Annotated in this window: 18 protein-coding genes; 9 read left to right on the top strand and 9 right to left on the bottom strand. The window is 63.9% G+C overall.

All coding sequences use genetic code 11. The annotated features are described in order from the left end of the window. Nucleotides 1-69 precede the first annotated feature (69 nt). Together KXR53_RS15130 and KXR53_RS15125 are read right to left on the bottom strand one after the other, a co-directional pair. The gene (locus KXR53_RS15130) at nt 70-561 is read right to left on the bottom strand and encodes a MucR family transcriptional regulator (RefSeq protein WP_437376043.1); all 492 of its coding nucleotides are present in this window, start codon (nt 559-561) and stop codon (nt 70-72) included. 887 nt (nt 562-1448) lie between these two features. Next, entirely contained in the window at nt 1449-2564 is a 1116-nt protein-coding gene (locus tag KXR53_RS15125; RefSeq protein WP_437376041.1) for a hypothetical protein, read from the bottom strand. 249 nt (nt 2565-2813) lie between these two features. Between KXR53_RS15125 and KXR53_RS15120 the strand changes: the two genes are divergently transcribed. The 6 genes from KXR53_RS15120 (at nt 2814) to KXR53_RS15095 (ending at nt 8990) form a co-directional block, all read left to right on the top strand. Continuing rightward, complete coding sequence (locus tag KXR53_RS15120) at nt 2814-4097, top strand: ADP-dependent glucokinase/phosphofructokinase (RefSeq protein ID WP_437376040.1); 1284 nt, start codon at nt 2814-2816, stop codon at nt 4095-4097. 36 nt (nt 4098-4133) lie between these two features. Continuing rightward, nucleotides 4134-5450 (top strand): ABC transporter substrate-binding protein, encoded by a 1317-nt coding sequence (locus KXR53_RS15115; RefSeq protein ID WP_437376038.1) that lies wholly within the window; start codon nt 4134-4136, stop codon nt 5448-5450. Between the two features lie 117 nt (nt 5451-5567). After that, complete coding sequence (locus tag KXR53_RS15110) at nt 5568-6425, top strand: carbohydrate ABC transporter permease (RefSeq protein WP_437376037.1); 858 nt, start codon at nt 5568-5570, stop codon at nt 6423-6425. A gap of 3 nt (nt 6426-6428) precedes the next feature. Continuing rightward, nucleotides 6429-7244 carry a carbohydrate ABC transporter permease gene (locus KXR53_RS15105; RefSeq protein ID WP_437376035.1) on the top strand — a complete coding sequence of 272 codons (816 nt, stop codon included), beginning with the start codon at nt 6429-6431 and terminating at the stop codon, nt 7242-7244. Nucleotides 7245-7287: 43 nt separating this feature from the next. Next, entirely contained in the window at nt 7288-8061 is a 774-nt protein-coding gene (locus tag KXR53_RS15100) for an SDR family NAD(P)-dependent oxidoreductase (protein ID WP_437376033.1), read from the top strand. An 83-nt stretch (nt 8062-8144) separates the two neighbouring features. After that, nucleotides 8145-8990 carry a DeoR/GlpR family DNA-binding transcription regulator gene (locus tag KXR53_RS15095; RefSeq protein WP_437376031.1) on the top strand — a complete coding sequence of 282 codons (846 nt, stop codon included), beginning with the start codon at nt 8145-8147 and terminating at the stop codon, nt 8988-8990. 82 nt (nt 8991-9072) lie between these two features. Here KXR53_RS15095 and KXR53_RS15090 read toward each other — a convergent pair whose 3' ends face one another. The 5 genes from KXR53_RS15090 to KXR53_RS15070 all read right to left on the bottom strand — a co-directional run bounded on the left by KXR53_RS15090 (nt 9073) and on the right by KXR53_RS15070 (nt 14020). Then, complete coding sequence (locus KXR53_RS15090; RefSeq protein ID WP_437376237.1) at nt 9073-9387, bottom strand: proline racemase family protein; 315 nt, start codon at nt 9385-9387, stop codon at nt 9073-9075. Between the two features lie 615 nt (nt 9388-10002). Further along, complete coding sequence (locus tag KXR53_RS15085; protein WP_437376030.1) at nt 10003-12168, bottom strand: CehA/McbA family metallohydrolase; 2166 nt, start codon at nt 12166-12168, stop codon at nt 10003-10005. Nucleotides 12169-12801: 633 nt separating this feature from the next. Beyond that, entirely contained in the window at nt 12802-13047 is a 246-nt protein-coding gene (locus tag KXR53_RS15080) for a hypothetical protein (RefSeq protein ID WP_437376029.1), read from the bottom strand. 215 nt (nt 13048-13262) lie between these two features. Beyond that, nucleotides 13263-13520, bottom strand: a complete 258-nt coding sequence (locus KXR53_RS15075; RefSeq protein ID WP_437376027.1) for a hypothetical protein — start codon at nt 13518-13520, stop codon at nt 13263-13265. A gap of 119 nt (nt 13521-13639) precedes the next feature. Continuing rightward, entirely contained in the window at nt 13640-14020 is a 381-nt protein-coding gene (locus KXR53_RS15070; protein ID WP_437376025.1) for a hypothetical protein, read from the bottom strand. 442 nt (nt 14021-14462) lie between these two features. On the opposite strand from KXR53_RS15070, the gene KXR53_RS15065 reads away from it, so the two are divergent. Both KXR53_RS15065 and KXR53_RS15060 read left to right on the top strand, forming a co-directional pair. After that, complete coding sequence (locus KXR53_RS15065) at nt 14463-15641, top strand: hypothetical protein (RefSeq protein ID WP_437376023.1); 1179 nt, start codon at nt 14463-14465, stop codon at nt 15639-15641. A gap of 237 nt (nt 15642-15878) precedes the next feature. After that, on the top strand, nt 15879-16322 hold the full coding sequence (locus KXR53_RS15060) for an NUDIX hydrolase (protein WP_437376022.1): 444 nt from the start codon (nt 15879-15881) through the stop codon (nt 16320-16322). A 341-nt stretch (nt 16323-16663) separates the two neighbouring features. Here the strand turns inward: KXR53_RS15060 and KXR53_RS15055 are convergent, their stop codons facing one another. Then, nucleotides 16664-18826, bottom strand: a complete 2163-nt coding sequence (locus tag KXR53_RS15055; protein WP_437376020.1) for a hypothetical protein — start codon at nt 18824-18826, stop codon at nt 16664-16666. Between the two features lie 386 nt (nt 18827-19212). Then, nucleotides 19213-19545, bottom strand: a complete 333-nt coding sequence (locus tag KXR53_RS15050; RefSeq protein ID WP_437376018.1) for a hypothetical protein — start codon at nt 19543-19545, stop codon at nt 19213-19215. A 616-nt stretch (nt 19546-20161) separates the two neighbouring features. On the opposite strand from KXR53_RS15050, the gene KXR53_RS15045 reads away from it, so the two are divergent. Continuing rightward, nucleotides 20162-21781, top strand: a 1620-nt coding sequence (locus tag KXR53_RS15045) for a condensation domain-containing protein (protein WP_437376016.1), incomplete at its 3' end; no start/stop codon positions are given.

Here is a 21781-nt window from a genome sequence, read left to right as displayed (position 1 = left end):
GCCGCATTCAATGGGTCGGGGACACCGGTGCTCGCGGAATTCCCGCCGACAAGCACCGGATCCAGGCTGTCAGCTCGCCTTGCGCGTGCGGCGGGCCTTCGGAGCGGCAGGTTCAGGCTGGGGAGCCGGTGCCGTTGCAGGACGACGCGTCCCGAGCCCGATCGTCTTCGCCAGCGCGCTGCGCTGGCTGGCGTAGTTCGGCGCGACCATCGGATAGTCGGCCGGCAGACCCCAGCGCTCCCGGTACTCGTCCGGCGTGAGATTGTAGGCGGTCTTCAGATGCCGCTTCAGCATCTTCAGCTTCTTGCCATCCTCCAGACAGACGATGTGGTCGGGCGTCACCGACTTCTTGATCGGAACGGCCGGCTGTGGCCGCTCCTTCACCGGCTCGACAGGTTTCCCGAGGCCGCTGAGGGCGTTGTAGACCTGATCGATCAGCGCCGGCAGGTCATTCGCCGCAACATTATTATAAGCCACATGCGCGGCAACGATTTGCACGGTCAGCTTTCGTGTCTCATCTGCCGTCCCCTGTTGCAAGCCGACGGCTGCGTCTCCCGCCATTTCTGTTCTCCTTGGGAATCGATGAGCGACTGTTGTCGCAGCCGCTCAGCAAGTCCAGGATTTTCGGAAGCTCTTACGGGCTATTCACACCTGGATCGCTTCTCCCGCAACAACAGCTTCGATCACGTGGATCTTTTATCGAGAGGTCGACACCGCTCTGTCCGGCAGCTTTCCGAGGCCTTGGAGATCGGCGAGGATGGAGCGCAAGGGCGACCACGGGAATTCCTCGTCATCGCAGCCCGACATAGGGAATGGTGAGCCGGGTGGAAGCTAAAGATTCTCGATGATTCAAGAGATTACCATCTACAAACCTCAGTCTTAGGCCTACGACAAGTCAATGGGTTGGAGGCGCATTTCCAAACCGGACCACCTATCGAGACCGTCGCCTCCCGCCTCTATCCGCCGCCTCCCCAACCGTGGCTGCCGCTGCGTTGTAATCCGGTCTGCAGATGCATGCCGCACCTATTATAGCTGCGCCCCAAGTCACTCCAGGCGCACCCAGATCAGCGCAGGTTCAAATCGGGGACCCGCAACCAACGATTCTTGCGGTTGGTCGAGAGTACGGTCCCGCGGCTTGCGGCATAGGATAGAGGCTCACTACAAGGCCCGCGCGGCCGGCCAGACCGCGTCTCGAACCGAATTTGGACCGGGCAGCAGCCCGAGGGAATCCAGGGTGTCTGATCGCCTGCTGCTCCTGGATCACCGTTTCGTCGAGCGGTCTTGCGCCGTAGGTGAGCCGGCGCAGCGCGATCTCCAGCGCCGACGCGTCGAGGCCCAGTAGTCGGCACCCAACACGCGAAAACTCTCGTAGCCGTCAGCCAACATCTTCAAAAGACGACGGCCGCCCCAAGGGGCGGCCTCATGAAACACTTACCCAACGGCTGCGATCACGCAGCTTTCAGCACGGCCTCCGTAATTTGGCGGTCGTCCTCCAAGCTGCGGACCGGGCGCAGGTCCTGCTTCTGCAGCTCGCCATGGTAGGCACGCACCGCTTCATCCGGCGGAATCGTGCCATCGGCCACCTGGCGCATCAGAACGAGAAGCGCCAATGGCGCCTCGGCCAGGTTGATTTTGCGCCCGAACAGAGCGAGGCGCGCACCATATCGCTCGGCCTGGCTCACCAGCTCGAAAGTGTCGCGCGTGGTGCCGGCTCCGCCGCCGAGCACGCCGATGACCAGATCAGGATCGTAGCTCGCAAGTTCCTCCAACGCTTTGGGACCATTGTAGGCGATCTTCAAGAACTGCGGCCGATCGGCCTTGGTGACCCCGGCCAGTGATCGCAAGATGCTGTCGTTGATGAACTCACCGATCTGTTCGCGGCTGAGGCCGCTCTCGATGTTCGGGTTGAACACCTCATAGAAATACTTGAAGCCGTTGGCAGCAGCCTCCTTGCGGAACGCCGCGAACTCTTCCAGCGCCCGGGCGTCTGCCTCGAGGTCATTCAGGAAGGTCACGGAATAGAGACCGAGGTCGGTTCCGGTGACCGGAGCTCCGGGTGCGGGCTCCAGGGTGCCCGTCATGATGCGTGAGATGCTGACCGTGCGGAAAGGGCGCGACGGGTGTTTCGGATAGGCGCCGTGACGCACGCCGCCCCAGCAATCGGTCGTGTCGTTGGCGCGGATGGCCGGCTTGACCTGGCTGCCGGCAAAGGCTCCACGCTCATGCAGAAGCTCCAGGTTGGAAGCGGAGACCAGCATGATATCGACGATATCCTGGTCGATGATCGCCTGGATCTGGTCGAGGAATTCAGCGCGGGTCCGCTGCCGCGCCACGCCACCGCTCCGGTCGAAGCCGGTGCATGTGACACCCGACCCCATATCGCCGTCCTTCGCGTCCGCGATGATGAAGTCGGACCGGGTGTAGCGTCCGGCACGGATGTTCTGGAGCTTCCTGTCTAGGCGTAGCACGAGCTTCCTCCGATCGTCTGTGGTGTGGCTGGCGACCTTGCATTGGCCAAGGTCATCGCCGTTCACCACACAAGAGAGCATCGCTTTCCATATCATGTCAAATTTTATCATCCTTCATCAATGGTCCTCCGCCGGAGCACCTAGCGGCACGGTTGCGCCAAATTTCTATATATCTTTGATTTCGCAATATATTTGCAACAGATTCCTCGGCGAGCTAGATCGACTCTGATCAAATGCCGGCCCAAAACTTCTCCACTTGACGTCAATCCGAGTCTATGTGATAGATTTTGGAAGATATTGAAAGATGACGGCACATCGCTGCGCGATGTTGAGGGAGGGCCAAGCATGACGACAGGCGGCGCATGGCGGAGCGCATACCTGGGCTTGATCTCTGAGCTGCCATCGCTCGCGGCGCGCGCGCGGATCACGATCTGCGGTATGAGCGCATGCGTCGACGCTTGCATCGCGCTCAGCGACGTCGCTCCGCTCCTGCAGTCACGGCTTCCTGAGGCCGCCGCCAATTTCCTGGCCATGCTCAAGGAAAGGGCCGCAAGGGGAATCGGTGGTGAAGTGCGTGTCGACTGGCCCGGCGGACCGGCTTGGCTGTCCGAGCGGCTCAAGCTCCGATACGCCCTGGGCGGCACGGGACCTCAGGCGGCGTGGGTTCTGAGCGCGATTGAAGCCCCGGCCATATTGGCGCTGCAGGATCGCAGCGCCCACATGCTGTCCCAGCTGCCGCCCGGCGTCCTTCTGGCGGAACGAGGCGGGACGGTGCCGGCCCGGCAGGCTGCCCCGTGCGGCGAAAAGCGGCCGGACATCTTCATCTTCGAATACACGGCGGGCATGCCCGTCGGCGATGCCATCCCGCCGAGATCCTCGCGGATCATCGTCCGTTTCAACGATCCGGGGCTGGAGCAGGACGGCGACTTCGACGCCCTCACACCGGCGATGGCCCGCTCCGCCGGGGCCGGCCTCGTCTCCGGCTTCAATTGCGAGCCGGCCGAGAGATTGGATGCCGCGATCGACCGGGTTTTCGCGCTGTGTCGAGCCTGGCGCAGCGCCGGGTTGGAAAACGTCCATCTCGAACTTGCCGGCTACGACTCGCCGGCCGCCCGCGATCGCGTTCTCGATGCCGCAGCCGGGGTCGTCACCTCGATCGGAATGAGCCAGTCCGAACTGCTGGCCCTCGATCCGGAGGGCGATCCCCCTCATGGGGCGATGATGGCCCTCGGCGATCGGCTCGGCCTGGATCGGGTGTGCGTGCACGCCGACCATTGGGCAGCCGCCGTGTCCCGCGGCGATCCGGAGCGCGAACGCCTGGCCCTGATGACGGGTTGTCTGCTGGCGGCCTCGCGCGCGGCGGCGGGCGTGCCCGTTCTGCCGAAGGCGCTCGACCCGGAGGCCCGGTTCCACGAATTGCCCTTCGCGGCTGAGGCGCGGAGCAAGGCTTGGAGCTTCGTTGCCTGCCCCTCCCCCCATCTCGGCTCGCCGGCCACCACTCTCGGGCTCGGCGACAGCTTCACCGCCGGCTGCCTGTTGGTCCTGGGACAGGCGCAACCGGGGAGCCAAGACCCGGCCGATCGCTCGGCGATTCCGAGCGCAGCCGCAATGGGCGCCAACGCCCGATAGCCGCCGATCGGCGGCCGTTCAAACGAGGAGGAAACGATGAGTCTGGCGAGATCGATGCTTCTTGGGGTGGCGGCGCTGCTTGCCTCCGCCCATGCCATGGCCGAGACGACGCTGACGATCGCGACTGTCAACAACAACGACATGATCGTGATGCAGAAGCTGTCCCAGGAGTTCCTGGCGCAGAATCCGGACATCAAGCTGAATTGGGTGGTGCTGGAGGAAAATGTCCTGCGCCAGCGGCTGACGACCGACATCGCCACGCATGGCGGGCAGTATGACATCCTGACAATCGGCCTGTTCGAGGCGCCGATGTGGGGCGAGCGCGGCTGGCTGGTGCCGTTCGACAACGTGCCCGCCGACTACAAGCTCGACGATGTCCTGAAGTCGGTGCGGGACGGCCTGTCCTTCGACGGCAAGCTCTACGCCCTGCCGTTCTACGCCGAAAGCCAGATGACCTTCTACCGCAAGGACCTGTTGGAGAAGGCCGGCGTCACCATGCCGGACCAGCCGACCTGGCAGCAGATCGGCGAGATCGCGGCGAAGGTGAACGACCCCGGGCACGGCGTCTACGGCATGTGCCTGCGCGGCAAGCCCGGCTGGGGCGAGAACATGGGCCAGATCACGCCCGTCGCCAACAGCTACGGCGCCCGCTGGTTCGACATGGACTGGAAGACGCAGCTCGATACGCCCGAGTGGAAGGAGGCCCTGACCACTTATGTCGACCTGCTCAAGAAGTATGGCCCGCCCGGCGCCGCGTCCAACGGCTACAACGAAACCCTGGCGCTGTTCGCCAGCGGCAAATGTGCCATGTGGGTAGATGCGACCGTCTCCGCCGGCTTCCTGTCGGATCCAGCCCAGAGCAGCGTCGTCGGCAAGGTCGGATATGCCCATCCGCCCTACGGCAAGTTCAACAAGGGCAACCACTATCTGTGGTCATGGGCGCTCGCCATTCCGGCTTCGTCCAAGGCGCCTGACGCCGCCAAGAAGTTCGTCTACTGGGCGACATCCCAAGAGTACATCCAGCTCGTCGCCAAGATCTCCGGCTGGGCCACGGTGCCTCCGGGCACCCGCGAATCTACCTATCAGAGCAAGGAGTACCTGGACGCGGCTCCCTTCGCCAAGCTCACGCTGGAAACCATCCAGACCGCCAACATGACCGATGCCACTCAGGAGAAGGTGCCCTATCGCGGCATCTCCTTCGTCGGCATTCCCGAATTCCAGGGGATCGGCAACACGGTCGGACAGACCTTCGCCGCGGTGATCGCCGGGCAGAAGACCGTCGACGAGGCGCTCAAGGAAGCGCAGGCGACGACGGAGCGGACCATCCGCCAAGCCGGCTACTCGAAAGACTGAGACGGCAAGCGGCCCGGAGACGTAAGCCGGGCCGCCTTCTCCCGGTATGGGGCGGAGCACGCCGCCTGACGATTGGAAAGGCTCATGTCATTCAAAGGTTCTGCAGGCCGGAGCGGAGTGGCGCTGGACACGCACCCGCTGCTCGCTCCCTCCGTTCTCGTTCTCCTGCTCTGGATGATCGTTCCGCTGGCGCTGACGCTGTGGTTCTCGCTGCAACGCTACAACCTGCTCAATCCGATGCGCACCGGCTTCGCCGGCTTGAACAACTACCTCTATCTCCTGGAGGACCCTGGCCTCTTCAATGCCGTCTGGCACACCGTCACGCTGGTGGGCGGCGTGCTGGCGGCGACCATCGTCATCGGCATCGCCTGCGCGGTTATCCTAAACCAGCCTTTCGCCGGCCGGGGGATCGCACGGCTCCTGTGCATCGCGCCCTTCTTCGTCATGCCGACGGTCAGCGCGCTGGTCTGGAAGAACCTGCTGATGCATCCCGTCAACGGGCTCTTCGCCTGGATCTCGCGCACTCTCGGCCTGCCGGTGGTCGACTGGTTCACCGATTGGCCACTGACCTCGATCGGCATCATCGTCGCATGGCAATGGATCCCATTCGCCACCTTGATCCTTCTCACCTCGCTGCAGTCGCTCGATCATGAGCAGGTCGAGGCGGCGCGCATCGATGGGGCCAAGCCGACTCACATCTTCGCCCACATCACGCTGCCGCACCTCTATCGGCCCATCACCATCGTGGTGATGATCGAGACGATCTTCCTGCTGTCGGTTTTCGCAGAGATCCTGGTCACGACAGCGGGCGGGCCGGGCGACGCGTCCACCACCCTGCCCTTCCTGATCTACAAGACTGCGATGCTCGACTGGGACATCGGCGGGGCCTCTGCCGGCGGCGTCTTCGCCATCATCCTGGCCAATGTCGTGGCGTTCTTCCTGGTGCGCACCATCGCCCACAACCTGGAGCGCTGAACGATGGCGCCTCGTCTCGGCACCCGCGTCGCCTGGGCCGTGTCCGGCTGGGGCGTCAGCCTGCTCATGGCCTTCCCGATCCTGTGGATGGCTCTCGCCGCCTTCAAGACGGAGACGGAGGCCATAGCCACACCGCCGCTTCTGCTGTTCACTCCGACGCTGGACAACTTCTCCGCTGTCCTGGAACGCGCCGACTACCTGCACTTCTTCATGAACAGCATCGCCATTTCCGGCGGGTCGACGCTGCTCGGCATCGGGTTGCCCGCAGCCTACGCGCTGGCGTTCTTCCCGGGCCCGCGGTCGAAGGACATCCTGGTCTGGATGCTGTCGACCAAGATGATGCCGTCGGTCGGCGTGCTCGTGCCGATGTACCTGATGTTCAAGAGCGCCGGGCTGCTCGACACGCGGATCGGCCTGATCGGGCTCTACATGCTGATCAACCTGCCGATCATCGTCTGGATGCTGTTCACCTTCTTCCGGGAGGTGCCGAAGGAGATCCTGGAGGCGGCGCGCATCGACGGCGCCCGGCCGCTGCAGCAGTTCTGGCGGCTGTTGTTGCCCCTGACCGCGCCCGGCATCGCCTCTACCGCCCTGCTCTCCATCATCCTGGCCTGGAACGAGGCGTTCTGGAGCATCAATCTGTCCGCCTCCCAGGCGACACCCCTCACCGCCTTCATCGCCTCCTTCTCCAGCCCCGAAGGGCTGTTCTGGGCAAAGCTGTCCGCTGCCTCGCTGCTCGCCATTGGTCCGATCCTGGTCTTCGGCTGGTTCAGCCAGCGGCAGCTCGTGCGCGGCCTGACCTTCGGCGCGGTCAAATAGGGCCGCCTCGGATTTCCCGTCTCACCATGCAAGGAATGCCTCGATGTATCTCGGCAAATATGACCTGGCCGGCCGGATCGCCTTCATCACCGGCGGCGGGCGCGGCATCGGACTGGCGGCCGCGGACGCCCTGCTGGAAGCGGGCGCCGGGGTCGTGATCTCCGACCACGACCCCGGGGTGCTCGACTCCGGCCGTGCCGAGCTGGCGGCCAAAGGCCGCGAGGTCGACACGGTCCTGCTGGACGTCACCGACGCCGATGCCGTCGGCCGCGTCGCCAGGGACGTCAACGACCGGCACGGGGCCGTCGACATCCTCGTCGCCAATGCCGGCATCGCCTGGCCGGACACGCCGGGCGAGTCCATGGCCGACGATGTCTGGCGCAAGGTCGTCGATGTCGACCTCAACGGCGTCTACTGGTCTTGCCGCGAGTTCGGCCGGCCGATGCTGGAGCGGGGCCGCGGGTCGATCGTCACCATCGGCTCGATGTCGGGGCTGATCTCCAACAAGCCGCAGCGGCAGGTGCACTACAACGCGGCCAAGGCGGGCGTGCACCACCTGACACGATCGCTCGCGGGTGAGTGGGCGGAGCGCGGCGTCAGGGTCAACTGCGTCGCGCCGACCTATGTCGACACGGCGATGTCCCGCGGCGGCTTCACCGATCCGGTCCTGTTCCCGGTCTGGATGGAAAACACGCCGATGAAGCGCGTCGCACGGGCCGACGAGATCGCCTCGGCCATCCTGTTCCTTGCGACCGACGCCTCCAGCGCCATGACGGGATCCTTGCTGGTCGTGGATTGCGGCTACACGATCTGGTAGGTGCCGGCGGCGGGGTTGCCGAGTTGCGGCAGGCCTCGCCTTTCGGCAGTGTGTCGGGCCGAACCATCCGTGGGACCGTGTCGATGCAGACCCCGACCAAGCGCGTCGAGATCATTCCGGCCAAGCGCCGTGCCATGATCCTGGACCATCTGCGCGTCAACGGGGCGGCGTCGATCCAGGAGCTGGCGGATGCGATCGGTGGCTCGCAGTCCACGATCCGGCGCGACCTGGAGCATCTGGTGGAGGGCGGCTATCTCGAGCGGACGCATGGCGGCGCCCTGCTGCTGCAGCCGCTCCGCGCGTCGTTCGAGCGCGAGACGTCCCTCAACGCCCAGCTCCGCCACGCCCAGAAGGCCGCGATCGGCGCCGAAGCGGCCCGGCGGCTGAACCCGCATGAGAGCGTCATCTTCGAAAGCAGCTCCACCGTCATGGAGGCGGTGCGCGCGGCTTCCGGCCGGAATCTGCCGCTGACCGTCGTCACCAACAGCCTCGAAATCGCGCTGTTCAGCGCCCAGGTCCAAACCTGGCGGGTGATCATGCCGGGCGGGACCATCCGTCCGGGGTTCAGCGCGCTGGTGGGCGAGCCGGGCGAGAGCTTTTTCGCCACGGTGCATCCGGATGTCCTGTTCACCGGGGCCTGGGCGGTGACCGGCAATCTCCTGACCGACGCGACCCTGGAGGTGGCGTCGCTGAAGAAGGCGATGGTGCAGTCGGCCCGGCGCACCATCGTCCTGGTCGACAGCTCCAAATTTGCCGCGCCGGCCTTCAGCACCTTTTGCGAGCTCTCCGCGATCGACGAGGTGATCACCGACGACGGGATTTCGCCCGAGCATCTGGCCTCGCTCCGCTCCTTCGATGTGAAGGTGACCGTCGTCAGCACTCGGGAGGCCGAAGCGCCTTCGGCCACGATGTCCAGCCGTACCGGCTGACCTGCAGCGAGTGCCTATCTGATCCGTATCTGAGCATGAGGGGGTGCCCAAGCGGCACAGGCCAGTGTCACTTCCCCTTCCGTTACATCGGCCAAGTGTCCGCCACCCGATATCCCTGAGGCCATGGGTCGCTCGGGTCGAGCATGTGCTGATGCGTGCCCGTGACCCACGCGCGACCGCCGATCTGGGGGCGGATGGCCTGTATGTCGCCGACGCTGGTCGTTCCGAGAATCTTGCCGTTGAACTCCGACTGGATGATGGAAACGCCGGTGAAGCTATCCCCTACGGCCATTTCACCCTTTGCATGTAGAAGCGCCATGCGGGCCGAAACCGCGGTCCCGGTCGGGGACCGATCGAGTTTTCCGGGCTGGATCGACACGACGGATTTCGCCCGCAGCCCGTTTCCATCGCGGGTGAGCGCGCCGGCGAACGGTGTTCAAGTGGCGTCTTGCCGAACTCGGGGTGATCGGGATCCACGGCGCCTCGGAGCTGCCGTCCTTCGTCGCCGTCGATGTCGCCGCCAGCCCGGAACCCATGCCGGAGCGGAAGACCGAGGAGGCAGCGGCGCTGGTCGAGCCGCCGCCGCGGCCCTCGTCGCGCCAGCTGCGGCCCCAACTCGGAGAGGAAAGCGGCCGATCTGGCGAAGGCACCTGCGATATCGATCCCGTGCGACGTGACCATTGGTTCCGAACCAAATGCGCCGCTGAATCCGCACACCCGTATCATTGAGCCCTGTTCGACGCGAGGCTCTCCCCATCTCTGCAGCCGGTCAGAGGAGTGAACGATTCCCAGAGGCATGGCCAGAGTTGCGCATCACAGATGCTCCTGGTACCCACGTCGACGGTGCGGCAGCGTGGAAGGACATGCGGGGACCGCGAACCGTGCAAAGGGCGGGTTCTGTTGCCGTCGCAAGGAACCACGAGACGGCACCTTTGGGCCAGAACAAAGCCGGTATCAAGCCCGGTCCGCGGCAGTCTCCCCTCGCTAACTAATCGGCGGCTCCGGACGACGCTTACGCCGCTGTGCTTTTAAGCGCGACGAGAAGCACTGTGGTCCGAGCATCAATGCTCACGTTCATATGTACCGAATGGACCGGCGTATGCCGGTGACCTGCACCGAGTTGATGCAATCGGTGATGCAGCCGGTGATGGGCTAGCTCGAGGGCTGCCCTCATCCGAGTTTGCCGAGCCTCGTCGCCTTTCGGGGCAAGAGTATCAAGATAGGCTATCGATCCCTCGATTTGCGCAAGAACAGCCACTGCATCCGACGTTGCGAATATCGGCTTATCTCCAACTTCGATATAGACGGCACTGGTATGTGCTGCAATGTCCCCGTCACGTCCACAGACGCTGCCGCGAACGCGGACTGCCAGCCAACAGGACTCCGTAACTTGCAGTGTGTGGTGCCCTCGGCAGGATAAGGTGTCGCGGCGAACTTCATCAACGACCATTCCATTACGGATGAGTTCCACCCGCTTCGCAGGAACACTGACGGATTCTATCCGCCATTCGATCGTGATCGCACCACCTCCGGTGGGCAACTCTACCTTGGTTCCAGGGGGCCTACCTTCGACCGTCATCCTGACGAGCGGTCCGACTGTCACGAATGTGTCGCCTCCGCGCACTGCATCCATCCAGTCCTTGTAGGTGAAATCTCGTGTGCCCAGGTGCGCGTATGTGCGGATGCCTCCAAGGAGCGAAGCGGCATCCATCTTGTCGGAACCCGCAACCAGCGGGAGGTGATAGCCGATGTTAAGATAGCGATACCAATCGGCAAGACTGAAGCTGCTGATCTGCCATCTTCTTGGATTAAAGGTCATCATCTCGATTGCATCCACCAGACCGAGAACGATGTCTGCCGCGCGCTCTGCCTGGGGGTTCGGCGCGTGCGGCGATACGACCAGCCCCCCCTGTTGACGGCAGCGCTCTGCCCAGCCTGCCATTGTGGTTTCCAGCATGTCACCGATGGCGGCCTCATCGGGGCCGCCGGCAGACAGTGGAGCGATCATCTCGCCTTCATATCCAAGAAGGGAGATGTGTCCGAGCACCTGCATGCGGTTCTCGGTGCCGACACGAACGAGGAATTCGCCATCCCCGCCGAAGTCTTTGGCGCCCAAGGTTGTTCGGCCGTCAAAGTCTCCGACGTTGCTGTACATTTCACCCCACTGAGCCGCAAGCAAGTTGACGACGTTGACCCCCTCCGCTTGTCCTTCGAGAAGAGCGGTTTGAGGACTCAAGAAATGTACATGCGTGTCGGAGGTCACCCATCCTTGCTCGCGCCAGCGGAGCACCTTTTCCAGTTCGAAGGTGACGATCTGTGTGCTCACATCGACTTCGATGATGCGCCGCAGAGGGCGCACCTCGTGACCTCGCGTTATTTCGACAAACACGGGCCCAAGCGGAAGGTCTATGGAGCAACTTCCATCCACATAGGCGTACTGGTTCAAGTCGTTGGCGAATTCCGCAGAGTAGTCTTCGAACCAGCCGGTATTCACCTTGCGATGATGTCCTTTGGGAGGAAGATATTCCCCATGAGCGCCATGTACATGCAAGCGTGCTGCGACAGGTTGGCCGGTGCTCTTCTCGACTATGCGGAATGTGACGGGCCGCGTGGCTGGCGCGATAGCCACAGCATCCACCGGAGTGTCATCAGGTATACGACACTCCTGGAGCAGACGAAGATCGTGCATGGATAGGCTGCCGTCCTCGGTCTTTAAATAAAGCCTTGCGTCGGGATGTGCAGCATACTCGATAATCACGTCCTGATTGGATCGTATCGGCTGCACATCGTGGAGATCGCTTAGCCATTCTGATCGCGAGTACTCAAGTGCGGCGCGGGCAGAAATCACGGCTCCCAAATCGATGCCGATCTGATCGGCGCGATCGTCGGTGTCGAGTTCTCCGAGTGCATTCAGCCGAACTCCGCGAGGCAAGCGCAATCTAAGCTTGCGACGGCTATGAAGACGCAGCGGATGCTCGACAAGCTTGGTCGTGCTTACGGCATAGATCGTCGAAGTCTCGGCTTCGGCTCGCAGCTGCAAGCTTGTAATTATCTTGCTTGGATCTGGATTGGGTAGCGCATACAGCCAGAGGTTCTCAGCCAGATTGCCATAGAGGCGTCCCGAATTCGTGCGGCATTCAGCATAGCCGTAGCTACGGTCAGGTGCGCGCCCGAGCACCAGATCCTCCCCGTGGGCCGCAATGACGCTCTCGCCCCACGCCGGCACCGCCGCGAACGGGCTGGCCCCCCAAGTGATATGTCGTTGCTGCAGTCCAAATCGCCGCAACACAGGGACGTCAACCTTACTCCCGTCACGACATCTATACGCAGACGAAGAACTTACCGGACGGAACGCCCGTCGAACTGCACATCGGCTCAAAGATAGCAGGGGATTAGAATTGCCCTAGCTGACGCGGCGCTCGCTTTTCATGGGACTCCGCACAGGGCGCGTTGATGTCGACCGTTCGACTACCGCCGTCCGCTTTCCGCCCGTTACTGCCACCCTGGCCCGGCTCGGGTGCGCCGTTTCCGGCCATCGCCGCAGCTTCTCGAAATCAGACGCGGCCCTGGTTAGCTTTCCGAACAGTGCGAACGCAAACTCTGGGTCGCCGAAACGCGATCAAGTCGGACTGACCGGCGCCACAGGCTCTCGTCCAAGGGGCGGCCTCGCCAGGACCGGCACGGTGGAATCGTCCAACGGCCATTGTACGATTTCCACCGCCAGCTCGTCTCAACGGCGCCATGACCGGCCATCACGTCGCGTCCCCGATACGGACATTGTCCAAACGGGCCGCTTCGACCCCTGGCGGACCTACCTCGCCAATTCCCGTAGCCACGGAAATCTGAAGAACGCTTCTCGTGCTGCGGCTTTCGGATCATTGAAGTATGAGGCTGATGAAGGTATTTCGGCCCACCCTTCGGCGATCAGCCTGCCTTCATAGAATTCGGAATATCGCCTTTCCGCTCTCAGGACATAGAGTCCGTTACGCCGGACCACGAGAACGCGGCGGTCGCCGGCCGTGCTCAGCAGCTCCATCGTAACGTCCGGCTCGTCCATGTCTGCTGATCTCCCAACCCAAGCGCCGCTATTTCACGAGGAATGGGAAAGCCCTGCAAGCCTGAGGCCTCTCCCGTCCCTGTCGGGATAGCCTGGCTGAAGGGCGCCGTATGCGGTCATTGTGCCAGCGGCCCAGGACCAGACATCGTCCGAGTCGGCCGGATCCGGACCTGGCCGACTCGGCGCGACGACAGGTGTCCCGAAACCCGGCCTCGTCACATCAGCTCCTTCCAGCGCTTAAAGGCGCCGATTCCGCACCCGCGCTGCCATCCTTGAGCCCCCAGGCGAAGCCACTGGTTCTTAAGGCTCCTGGTAGACGCCCCTTCGTTTCGGGAGAGGAACTTGGAGAATTGCCGTTTCAGCACAGATCGCCTCTCGTCGCCGAGCTGGGAAATGTGCAGGCGTGCGCCGGCGTCGAAATCCGGGAAGACCAGGATCCAGTCCTGGTGGAACCACGACGCGAAGCGCTCCAACTCCGATGCCTGGGCCAGGGGACCTGCTCCGATGCCGCCGCGCCCCTGTGCGGGCCCCTGTGGCGCGGGACGATCCGGCCGCCGGCGGACCGCTCACCATTGGACTCGGCCCTTGCGGACTATGCTGCGCCGGATGTCGCCCCTATCCATCGAAGCTGCTCCAGAAAGCGGTTGAAGCGCGGCATCACCTCCTCGGGGCTGACCTCGCGACACCATTGCCGAGCGACAATCGCGGTATCGAGGTACCGAAACTCGACTTTCGCTGATTGAAGAGGCGAGACCCGGAGGTACGGCCCAGAGTATGGAAGCGTGTCGGTTTGCTGGATGCAGAGATCGAACATCGATGTCCAGCCGAACAGCCGGTTTCCATGCGGCATCGTTTCGATGTGAGCCGCGAGGTCACCGACAGCTTGGATCGCTTGTCGAGCCGCGCTGTCGCCGGCATTTACCATCAGGTGTTGCCGATAATGGTTGACGATGGAGGACCAGCGCTGGCTCATCAGTTCATGGTGTCGTGGTCGGCCGAGCGCGTCAAACTGATCCGCTTGGACATTCGCTCCATCCGTTCCTGACTTGGAAGACATCCGCTTTCTGCGCTGCCTCCGGGCGAGACTAGGCCGATGCGCCACAAGCAGACGTTGCCTCGGCGTCCCAATAGCGGACGGGCGTCAGATCAGCCGGCTTTCGCTTTTGCCGGACGGCTGGCCTGCAGGAGGTGCGCCAAAGCCGACTAGCATCGGTTCCTCAATAGCGGACGTTCCCGGTTAGCCGGAGCCGGCGCTTTCCGGACGGGTCTCGAGAAGGACCAGCGTGACTGCCGACGCAAGCCACGGCATGCTCGCCCGCGCCTTCACGCTCTTACAAAGTGATCGGCTGGCCGTCCCGTCCAGTGCGATACCCTCCGTTGGCTGAGGCCGGAAATCTTGGTCTGGGAGACAAATGGTGACCGACGATCTGGCAGCGCCTTCCGGCCTGCTCCGCACCTTCATCGCCGACGAGGACGCCGCCTTTGCGATAAGGCGAAAGTTCGGATCCTTTTGGACGACACATCATCACCGGATCGGCCCCCTCCTGACCAAGGCCGCGCATCACCTCTCTCCCGACGAGCGGACGAGGCTCTATTTCCACGCGCTGCGCCGGGGGAACCTGCCTGCCGTTCCCGATGAGGAATTCGCGCGCTTCCTCTCGGCCTATCGGGACCTTCTGCCCATCCTCGACGATCTGTCCGCCAACTCCCTCGATCGGCTCTGCGGACTCTTCTGCTTCGGCTTCGACCCGGACGGCGAGCTTCCCGCCGGCACGACGAAGACCGCCAAGACCTTCAAGCTCCACCTGAAGACGCTCGACCAGACGCAAAAATACACGACCCTGCCGGCGCAGCGCGACAAGCTGGAGAAATTCGTGCCGTTCGTCGGCGAGGCCCCGCGTATTCTGGAGACGCTCCGGCATCTCGGCTATCGCCATGATCGGCGATTCGGAGAGGCGAGCTACAGATACACGGATCTGCGCTTTTGGGGCTTCGTCCTGATCGCCCTTATCGCGGAGGAGACGCGGACAAGGGTCCTGCGCGACATGCTCGACGAGTCCTACGACATTCCCAAGCGGGACGAGCACCTTTCCATTCTCGACGAAACGGTTCAGGCGGTCCTGCCACATGCCGCGGACGACGCAGAATTCTCCGAGCTTGCCGCACGGCTTTCCGCGCGCGAGATGGCGCGCCGAGAGGTGACGGAGTCGGTCGCCTGGGCCCGTACGCTGTCGCTGCCTTTCGCACCCGACGAGGACTGGGTCGTGAGGATCGTCCTGCATGCGGAGCACAATCCGCGAAAGCTCTCCTATCGGCCCGATCTCGCTCTCGAGATAAGGCCCGATCCTACTTGGCCATGGCAACTCCGCGTTGACACGGAACATGGGCTTTTCTCGGAGAGGGCGGGCCGTGTGACGCAGAACGACATGGGGTTCGACCCGCTCGGCGAGGGCAAGCTCCTGTCCTTCCCTCGATGGCTGCGGTCAACACGCGAGAAGCACGGCCTTTCCTTCGTGCTCGCCGACCTGAAGAACATCAGCTGCGGACGCAAACGCAAGGCCGTTAAGATCATCGCGGACTGGCTGGCGGGCTGAGGCGAAGAGGCTCGACGATTGGGCAGGATTACCAATTGCACCGAACGAAGAAGCACTTGGCCTCCAATGCAAGGGCAAGAACCGACCAAAAGTGCACTGTCTCCATGATTTGTCAGACCTGCCGGGCGCCAGGCCGGAGGGCGCCAACAGCAGTCACTGCGTACGAATCTCGAAAGCGGTCGGCTGCCGGGACAGCCGCCCCTTTGGCGCAATCCGGCTGTCTGGTAACAATCATCGATGCTTGTGACGGTACCGAAGGCGTTTGTGTACCTCACGCGCTACGCGCGTGATCTGCTTGTCTTGGCGCACCCTGACCACCCTGATGCGGGGCTACAGGTGCCAGCCGGCACAGTCCAGAGGGGAGAGAGCCCGGCAGAGGCGGCCGCCAGGGAACTGCTTGAGGAAACTGGGATAGGACGGGCCAGGATCGTCAACTTCCTCGGCGAGGCCCTTGACGACATGCGGCTGTTTGGTCGGCAGGAGCTACACCGCCGCTTCTTCTATCACGCGACTTTCGATGACGTCGGCCCGGACCGGTGGTTTCATTGGGAGGAGCATGGAGGGAACTCGCCGATCCGGTTCGAACTGTTCTGGTGGAATTCCCTCCATGGCCTTCCGGGCTTGACGGCGGGGCACGGCGATCTCCTTGCTCGCCTCCCGATGTTCTCTCGTGGTCCTTGACGGTCGCAAGGCCTCTCTCCCACCTGTGCACCAGGCTGGAGCGCGCCACATCCGGACATAGCAGCGGAGTCTCCGAATCGGACATTGCTTGAATCCGCAGATCCGGCCCATTCCGGCCAACCGGATCCCCGAACCTGCCCAAAACCGGCCATTGCAGCCGGCTCCCAGAGCGGACGTGATGGCAGGTCCTTCCAACGGGATTTCCTGTGGCGCCGCGTGAGAAGCAGCCGTCGACGATATTGATATTGCGTCTCCTTGCCGGTCCTCTGGCGACTCTCGTACTTCAGTCACCGGCCGCGTGAAATGGCTCAGGCGCTGCGAAGCACCTGAGCCATCTGCCGCTACAGCACGAAGTCGCCGGCGACTAGGCCGGTGGCGCTGACGACATTGATCTGCATGTCGGCCACCTTGTCGCCGTTCAGGTCGGCCAGAACCATCTGCACGCCGCCGCTGGCCACCACCCGCAGCTCGTGCCCGGCTCCAGTGAAGGCACTCCCACCGAGGAAGGTGAAAGCGGTGTTGCCGTTGCCGGCATTGCCGTCGGCATCGATGGCCGAGAGGTCGATCCGGTCGCCCTCGGCATGCGAGAAGTCGTTGATGCTGTCGCGGACGGCAACGGTGCTGTCGCTGGCTACCGTATAGACGAAGCGGTCGGCGCCGGCGCCGCCCTTCAGGGCATCCGCCCCGCCGCCTCCGACCAGCACGTCGTTCCCGGCCATGCCCCACAGCGCATTCGCCCCGGCATTACCGGTGATGGTGTCGGCATAGGCCGAGCCCATCACATTCTCGATGCTGCTGTAGGTGTCGCCGGTGGCGTCGCCGGCGCTGCCCGTGCCGGTGGCCAGGTTGACCGTCACCGCCGCCGTCGCTGCATCGTAAAGGGCGATGTCGGTGCCGTTGCCGCCGGACAGCGCATCCGCCCCGACGCCCCCGGTCAGGTAGTCGTCGCCGTCGCCGCCGTTGAGCTGATCGGCTCCGGCTTCGCCGTAGAGGGAATCGTTGCCGGCGTCGCCGGTCAGCGTGTCGCCGCCGTCACCGCCATACAGGCGGTCCGTCCCGGCCAGGCCGCGCAGCACGTTGGCGCCGGCGTCGCCCTTGATCCCGTCATTGAAGGCCGAGCCCAGCACGTTCTCAACGCTGACGAACACATCCCCGGCCGCGACGCCGCCGGCCCCACCGCCGGCCAGGCTCAGCGTCACCGCCGCGCCGGCCTCGGCATAGTTGGCGGTGTCGGTTCCGGCCCCACCATTCAGCACGTCGGCCCCGTCGCCGCCGATCAGCAGGTCATCGCCGTCGCCGCCGTTGAGCTGATCGGCGCCGGCCTCGCCATAGAGGGAATCGTTGCCGGCACCCCCTGCCAGCCCATCATCGCCGCCGCGCCCCCACAGCGTGTTGGTGCCGGCATCTCCGGTCAGGCTGTCGGCGAAGGCCGAGCCGCCGACCGTCTCGATCCCGGTCAGCACGTCGCCGACCGCGTCCCCGCCGCTGTTGGCGTTGGTGGCGAGGTTGACCGTGATCCCCCCGGCGGACGCCGCGTAGTCCGCCCGGTCGGTGCCGTCGCCGCCGTTCAGCGCATCGGCGCCGGCGCCTCCCGCCAGCACGTCGTTGCCCGAAGCGCCCGACAGTGTGTTGGCGCCGGCGTCGCCCGTCAGCGTGTCGGCATAGCTGGAGCCGGCCACCGCTTCGATCCCGCTCAGCTGATCGCCCTGCGCGTCGCCCCCGGCCGCACTGTGCGCGCCCAGATCGACCGTCACCGCCGTGGCAGAGGTCGAGTAGTCCGCCGTGTCGAAACCGACGCCGCCATCGAGGGTGTCGGCCCCGTCGCCGCCCCGCAGCGTGTCGTCGCCCAGCCACCCATTCAGCACATTCGTTCCGGCCGTGCCGATGAGGAGATCGCCCCCCCGGCTGCCGGACGCGTTCTCGATGCTGCTCAGAGTGGTGCCGTCGGAGATAATCCTCCCGGCCGTGAGATCGATGGTGACCGATAAGATGTGGCTGTCGGCTTCGGCGTAGCTGATCGTGTCCGTGCCCGCGCCGCCTCGCACATCGTCGCCTGAATAGACGAAGATGAGATCGTTGCCGTTGCCGCCGATCAAGGTCACGGCGCCGCTGCGCGCATGGAGCGTGTCGTTGCCGTCACCACCGTCGATCCAAGTTCCGCCGGTCAGATTGTCGTCACCGCCCAGCCCGTACAGAGACGACCCTTCGCCGTAATAGTAATTGTTAACGGTATCGTTACCGTTCGTCAGTGTAATATTAGAATAATAGTCATAATTGTCATGCCACCAATCCGCCGATCCGATGGTGGTGTCCACTCCTTGAAAGTTGAGGTGCTGCCAATTGGTGATGCCGTAGGGATAATCGCCGGTCTGGACCCAGTAGATCCTCACACCCTCGCCATCGAGGCCGATGACATAGCCGCTGAGGTCTAGATCCTTCCCGTCCCGGGGAAACCACAAGGCGGAAACGGCGGCGCCGTCGATCAATTCAGTGTCACCGGACATCGGACCCTCAGATAAAATGCTCGGCCAATATGTCTAAAAATCAGGCGATCGCCGCGACCTGCTGGCTCGCAGTCGGTGCACAATCTATGCCCGATCGCTGTCGTCCTGCCAACCCTTCCGTTCTGACAGGGCTCAAGGCTGCGACCCGATCCAGCGGCCGGTCGCAATACCGGCGCCGCGGCTCAGACCGTTTCCAGTCGAGCCTTGACAGCCCGGTCCGGCCGAGAGGCGCCATAAGCGGAAGTTGCGCCGGCATCTCCGAAGCGGACGTCCGGCCGGCCTTCGGTTTATGGATGAGGCGACACAGCTGAACATAGCCATCAACTAGATCGTTCAGGTGATGCAGCAGAGGTCCGGGAATCTCAGTCCTGAGATCTCTGCCGGTCCTATGTGGTGCTGCTGCATCGTGCGGCGCGACGGAACCACGCCCGCCATACGGCAGCATCGGTCCAGTCATCGATCAGCAGCGAGCTCGGGTTATTTCCGGCTTGGTCGGCGATCCCTTTGGCGGCACGAAATCCCTCCACCAGAGCCAGGCTCTCCGAGTGCAGCTCCGACAGCACGTCCCAGGCCGTCACGAAGGAAGCGTCCTTGTCGGCTATCGTCCGGCGTCGCGCCAGGTCTCCGATGGAGCGCAGTGTTGTCGCGCCGATCTTGCGGACCCGTTCGGCTATATCATCGATCATGGCGAAGATCTTGTTCGCCTGCTCATCGAGCAAGAGGGATAGTCGCAAAGATGCGGACCCTTTCAATCCGGCTCGGGACCCAAAGCTTACATAGGCGCAGATCGACGCCTTTTCCTTATAGCTAAGGATTACAAAGCGCAGTCCGGTTCTCTTGTGGCACCTGACTGCCTTCGACCCGCTCCAGCCGGTCCAGAGCGCTGCCGCCTTCAGCGCTCGACAAAATCGAATCGCGAATTGAAAATTTCGCTTCCAGATGCATTACATTTCCAGGGGTTTTCATCGAATTATCTCCATGTTTTGTTTACAATATTTTAATATAATCCAAAGCTTTATTGATTTGACTCTCAATTCGATTTCCGCATCAAGTACATCACAGTTGTTTTTCTGAATCGGTGGACGACATTGCCTGCCTTCTTGATTTGGCATGCTGGCGAGCATGTCCGCTGCGTCGAAGCCGCAACATCGTGGGCCCGCTGCTCCGCGCGAGGCGGCCCGTGAGGCGATCCATACCAGGGGCGATCCTGGGGACCTCGGCGACACATCGCCCGAGCCTCCCGCCTCGCCAGCGCCTCCCTCTTCAGCCGCATCGCCGCCTACTGTCTCCGCGCCGCAACCGACCGGAGCGCGTCGAGCCGAGGATCGTCAAGCCATGAACGACATGCAGCAGATAGCGCATCCGCTGACCGCGGCACAGTCGGAGATCTGGCTGGCGGAGGCGCTGACTCCGGGCACGGCGCAATACATCATCGCCGAATGTCTGGAGATCCTCGGCCCGATCGATCCGATCTTGTTCGAGACGGCGCTGCGGCGGGTGGTGGCCGAGGCGGAGAGCCTGCACGTCTCGTTCGTCGACAATGGTGCCGGTCCGCGGCAGATCCTGGACGCGGCAGCCGACTGGCCGTTCCCGGTGATCGACCTCAGTCGCGAGGCCGATCCTCAGGCCGCGGCCGAAGCCTGGATGCAGGCGGATCTGGCCCGACCGGTCGACCTCGCCCACGGCCCTCTCTTCGCCTACGCCCTCCTCCGCGCGGCACCTGATCGCTTCTACTGGTATCAGCGCAGTCACCACATCGCTCTGGACGCTTTCGGTGGGGCGCTGTTCGCGGGCCGTCTGGCCGATGTCTACACGGCGCTGGTCGAAGGCCGGCAGCCGGAAGCCAGCCCCTTCGGCGCGTTCCGGGATCTGCTCGCCGCGGACGTGGAGTATCGCAGTTCGGGTGCGTTCCTGCGGGATCGGCGCTACTGGACCGAGCGATTCGCCGACCGGCCCGATGCGGTGAGCCTCGCTGGCCAGCGCGGGCCAGCTGGCGGCATCGTGCGGCATCGGGCCCGTCTGCCGGTCGGGACCGGCGCGGCGCTGCGGGATCTGGCGCGGGCGGCTAGCACCACCCTGCCGCAGCTCCTGGTCGCCCTGACCACGGCCTATCTCCACCGGGTGACCGGCGAGACGGATCTGGTGATCGGGTTCCCGGTCACGGCGCGATCCGGCCGGGCGCTACCGGGCATTCCGGGCATGGTCGCGAACGTGGTGCCGCTGCGCTTGGCGATGGCGCCCGAGATGAGGCTCGAGGATCTCCTCGGCCAGGTCGGCCGCGAAGTCCGGCTGGCCCTGCGCCACCAGCGATATCGGTATGAGGATCTGCGCCGGGACCTCGGGCTGGCAGCCGGGCGGCAGCATCTGTTCGCGACCTCGCTCAATATCATGCCGTTTGATTACGACCTTCGCTTCGGCGGCCATGCGGCGAGGGCGCGCAACCTGGCGAACGGCCCGGCCCGGGATCTCGACATCTACCTCCTCGACCGCGGCGCCGGCCAGGCGATCGAACTCGGCTTCGATGCCAATGCGGCGCTCTATGATGCCGATCAGCTGGCCGCACATGAAGTTCGGCTGGTCCGGCTGATCGAGGCAATGGCTGAGGATCCGTCGCAGCGGATCGGGGCGGTCGAGATCCTCGCGCCCGCCGAGCGGCGGCGGATCCTGGAGGAGTGGAACGCCACGGTGCACCCCTCCCCCGAGGCGACGCTGCCCGAGCTGCTGGAGGCGCAGGCCGCGCGAACCCCCACAGCGACGGCGCTGATCTATGAGGAGCAGAGCCTCACTTATGCCGAGCTCGATGCCTGGGCCAACCGGCTGGCCCATCACCTGATCGCGCGCGGCGCCGGGCCGGAGACGATCGTCGGGCTGTGCCTGGAGCGCTCGCCGGCGATGGTGGTGGCGCTGCTCGCCATCCTCAAGTCCGGGGCCGCCTACCTGCCGCTCGACCCGGAC

This window comes from Inquilinus limosus (assembly GCF_051487185.1).
GTDB lineage: Bacteria > Pseudomonadota > Alphaproteobacteria > DSM-16000 > Inquilinaceae > Inquilinus > Inquilinus limosus_F.
Note: the sequence above shows the minus strand (reverse complement) of the source record. Positions and strands in the feature narration are given on the sequence as shown.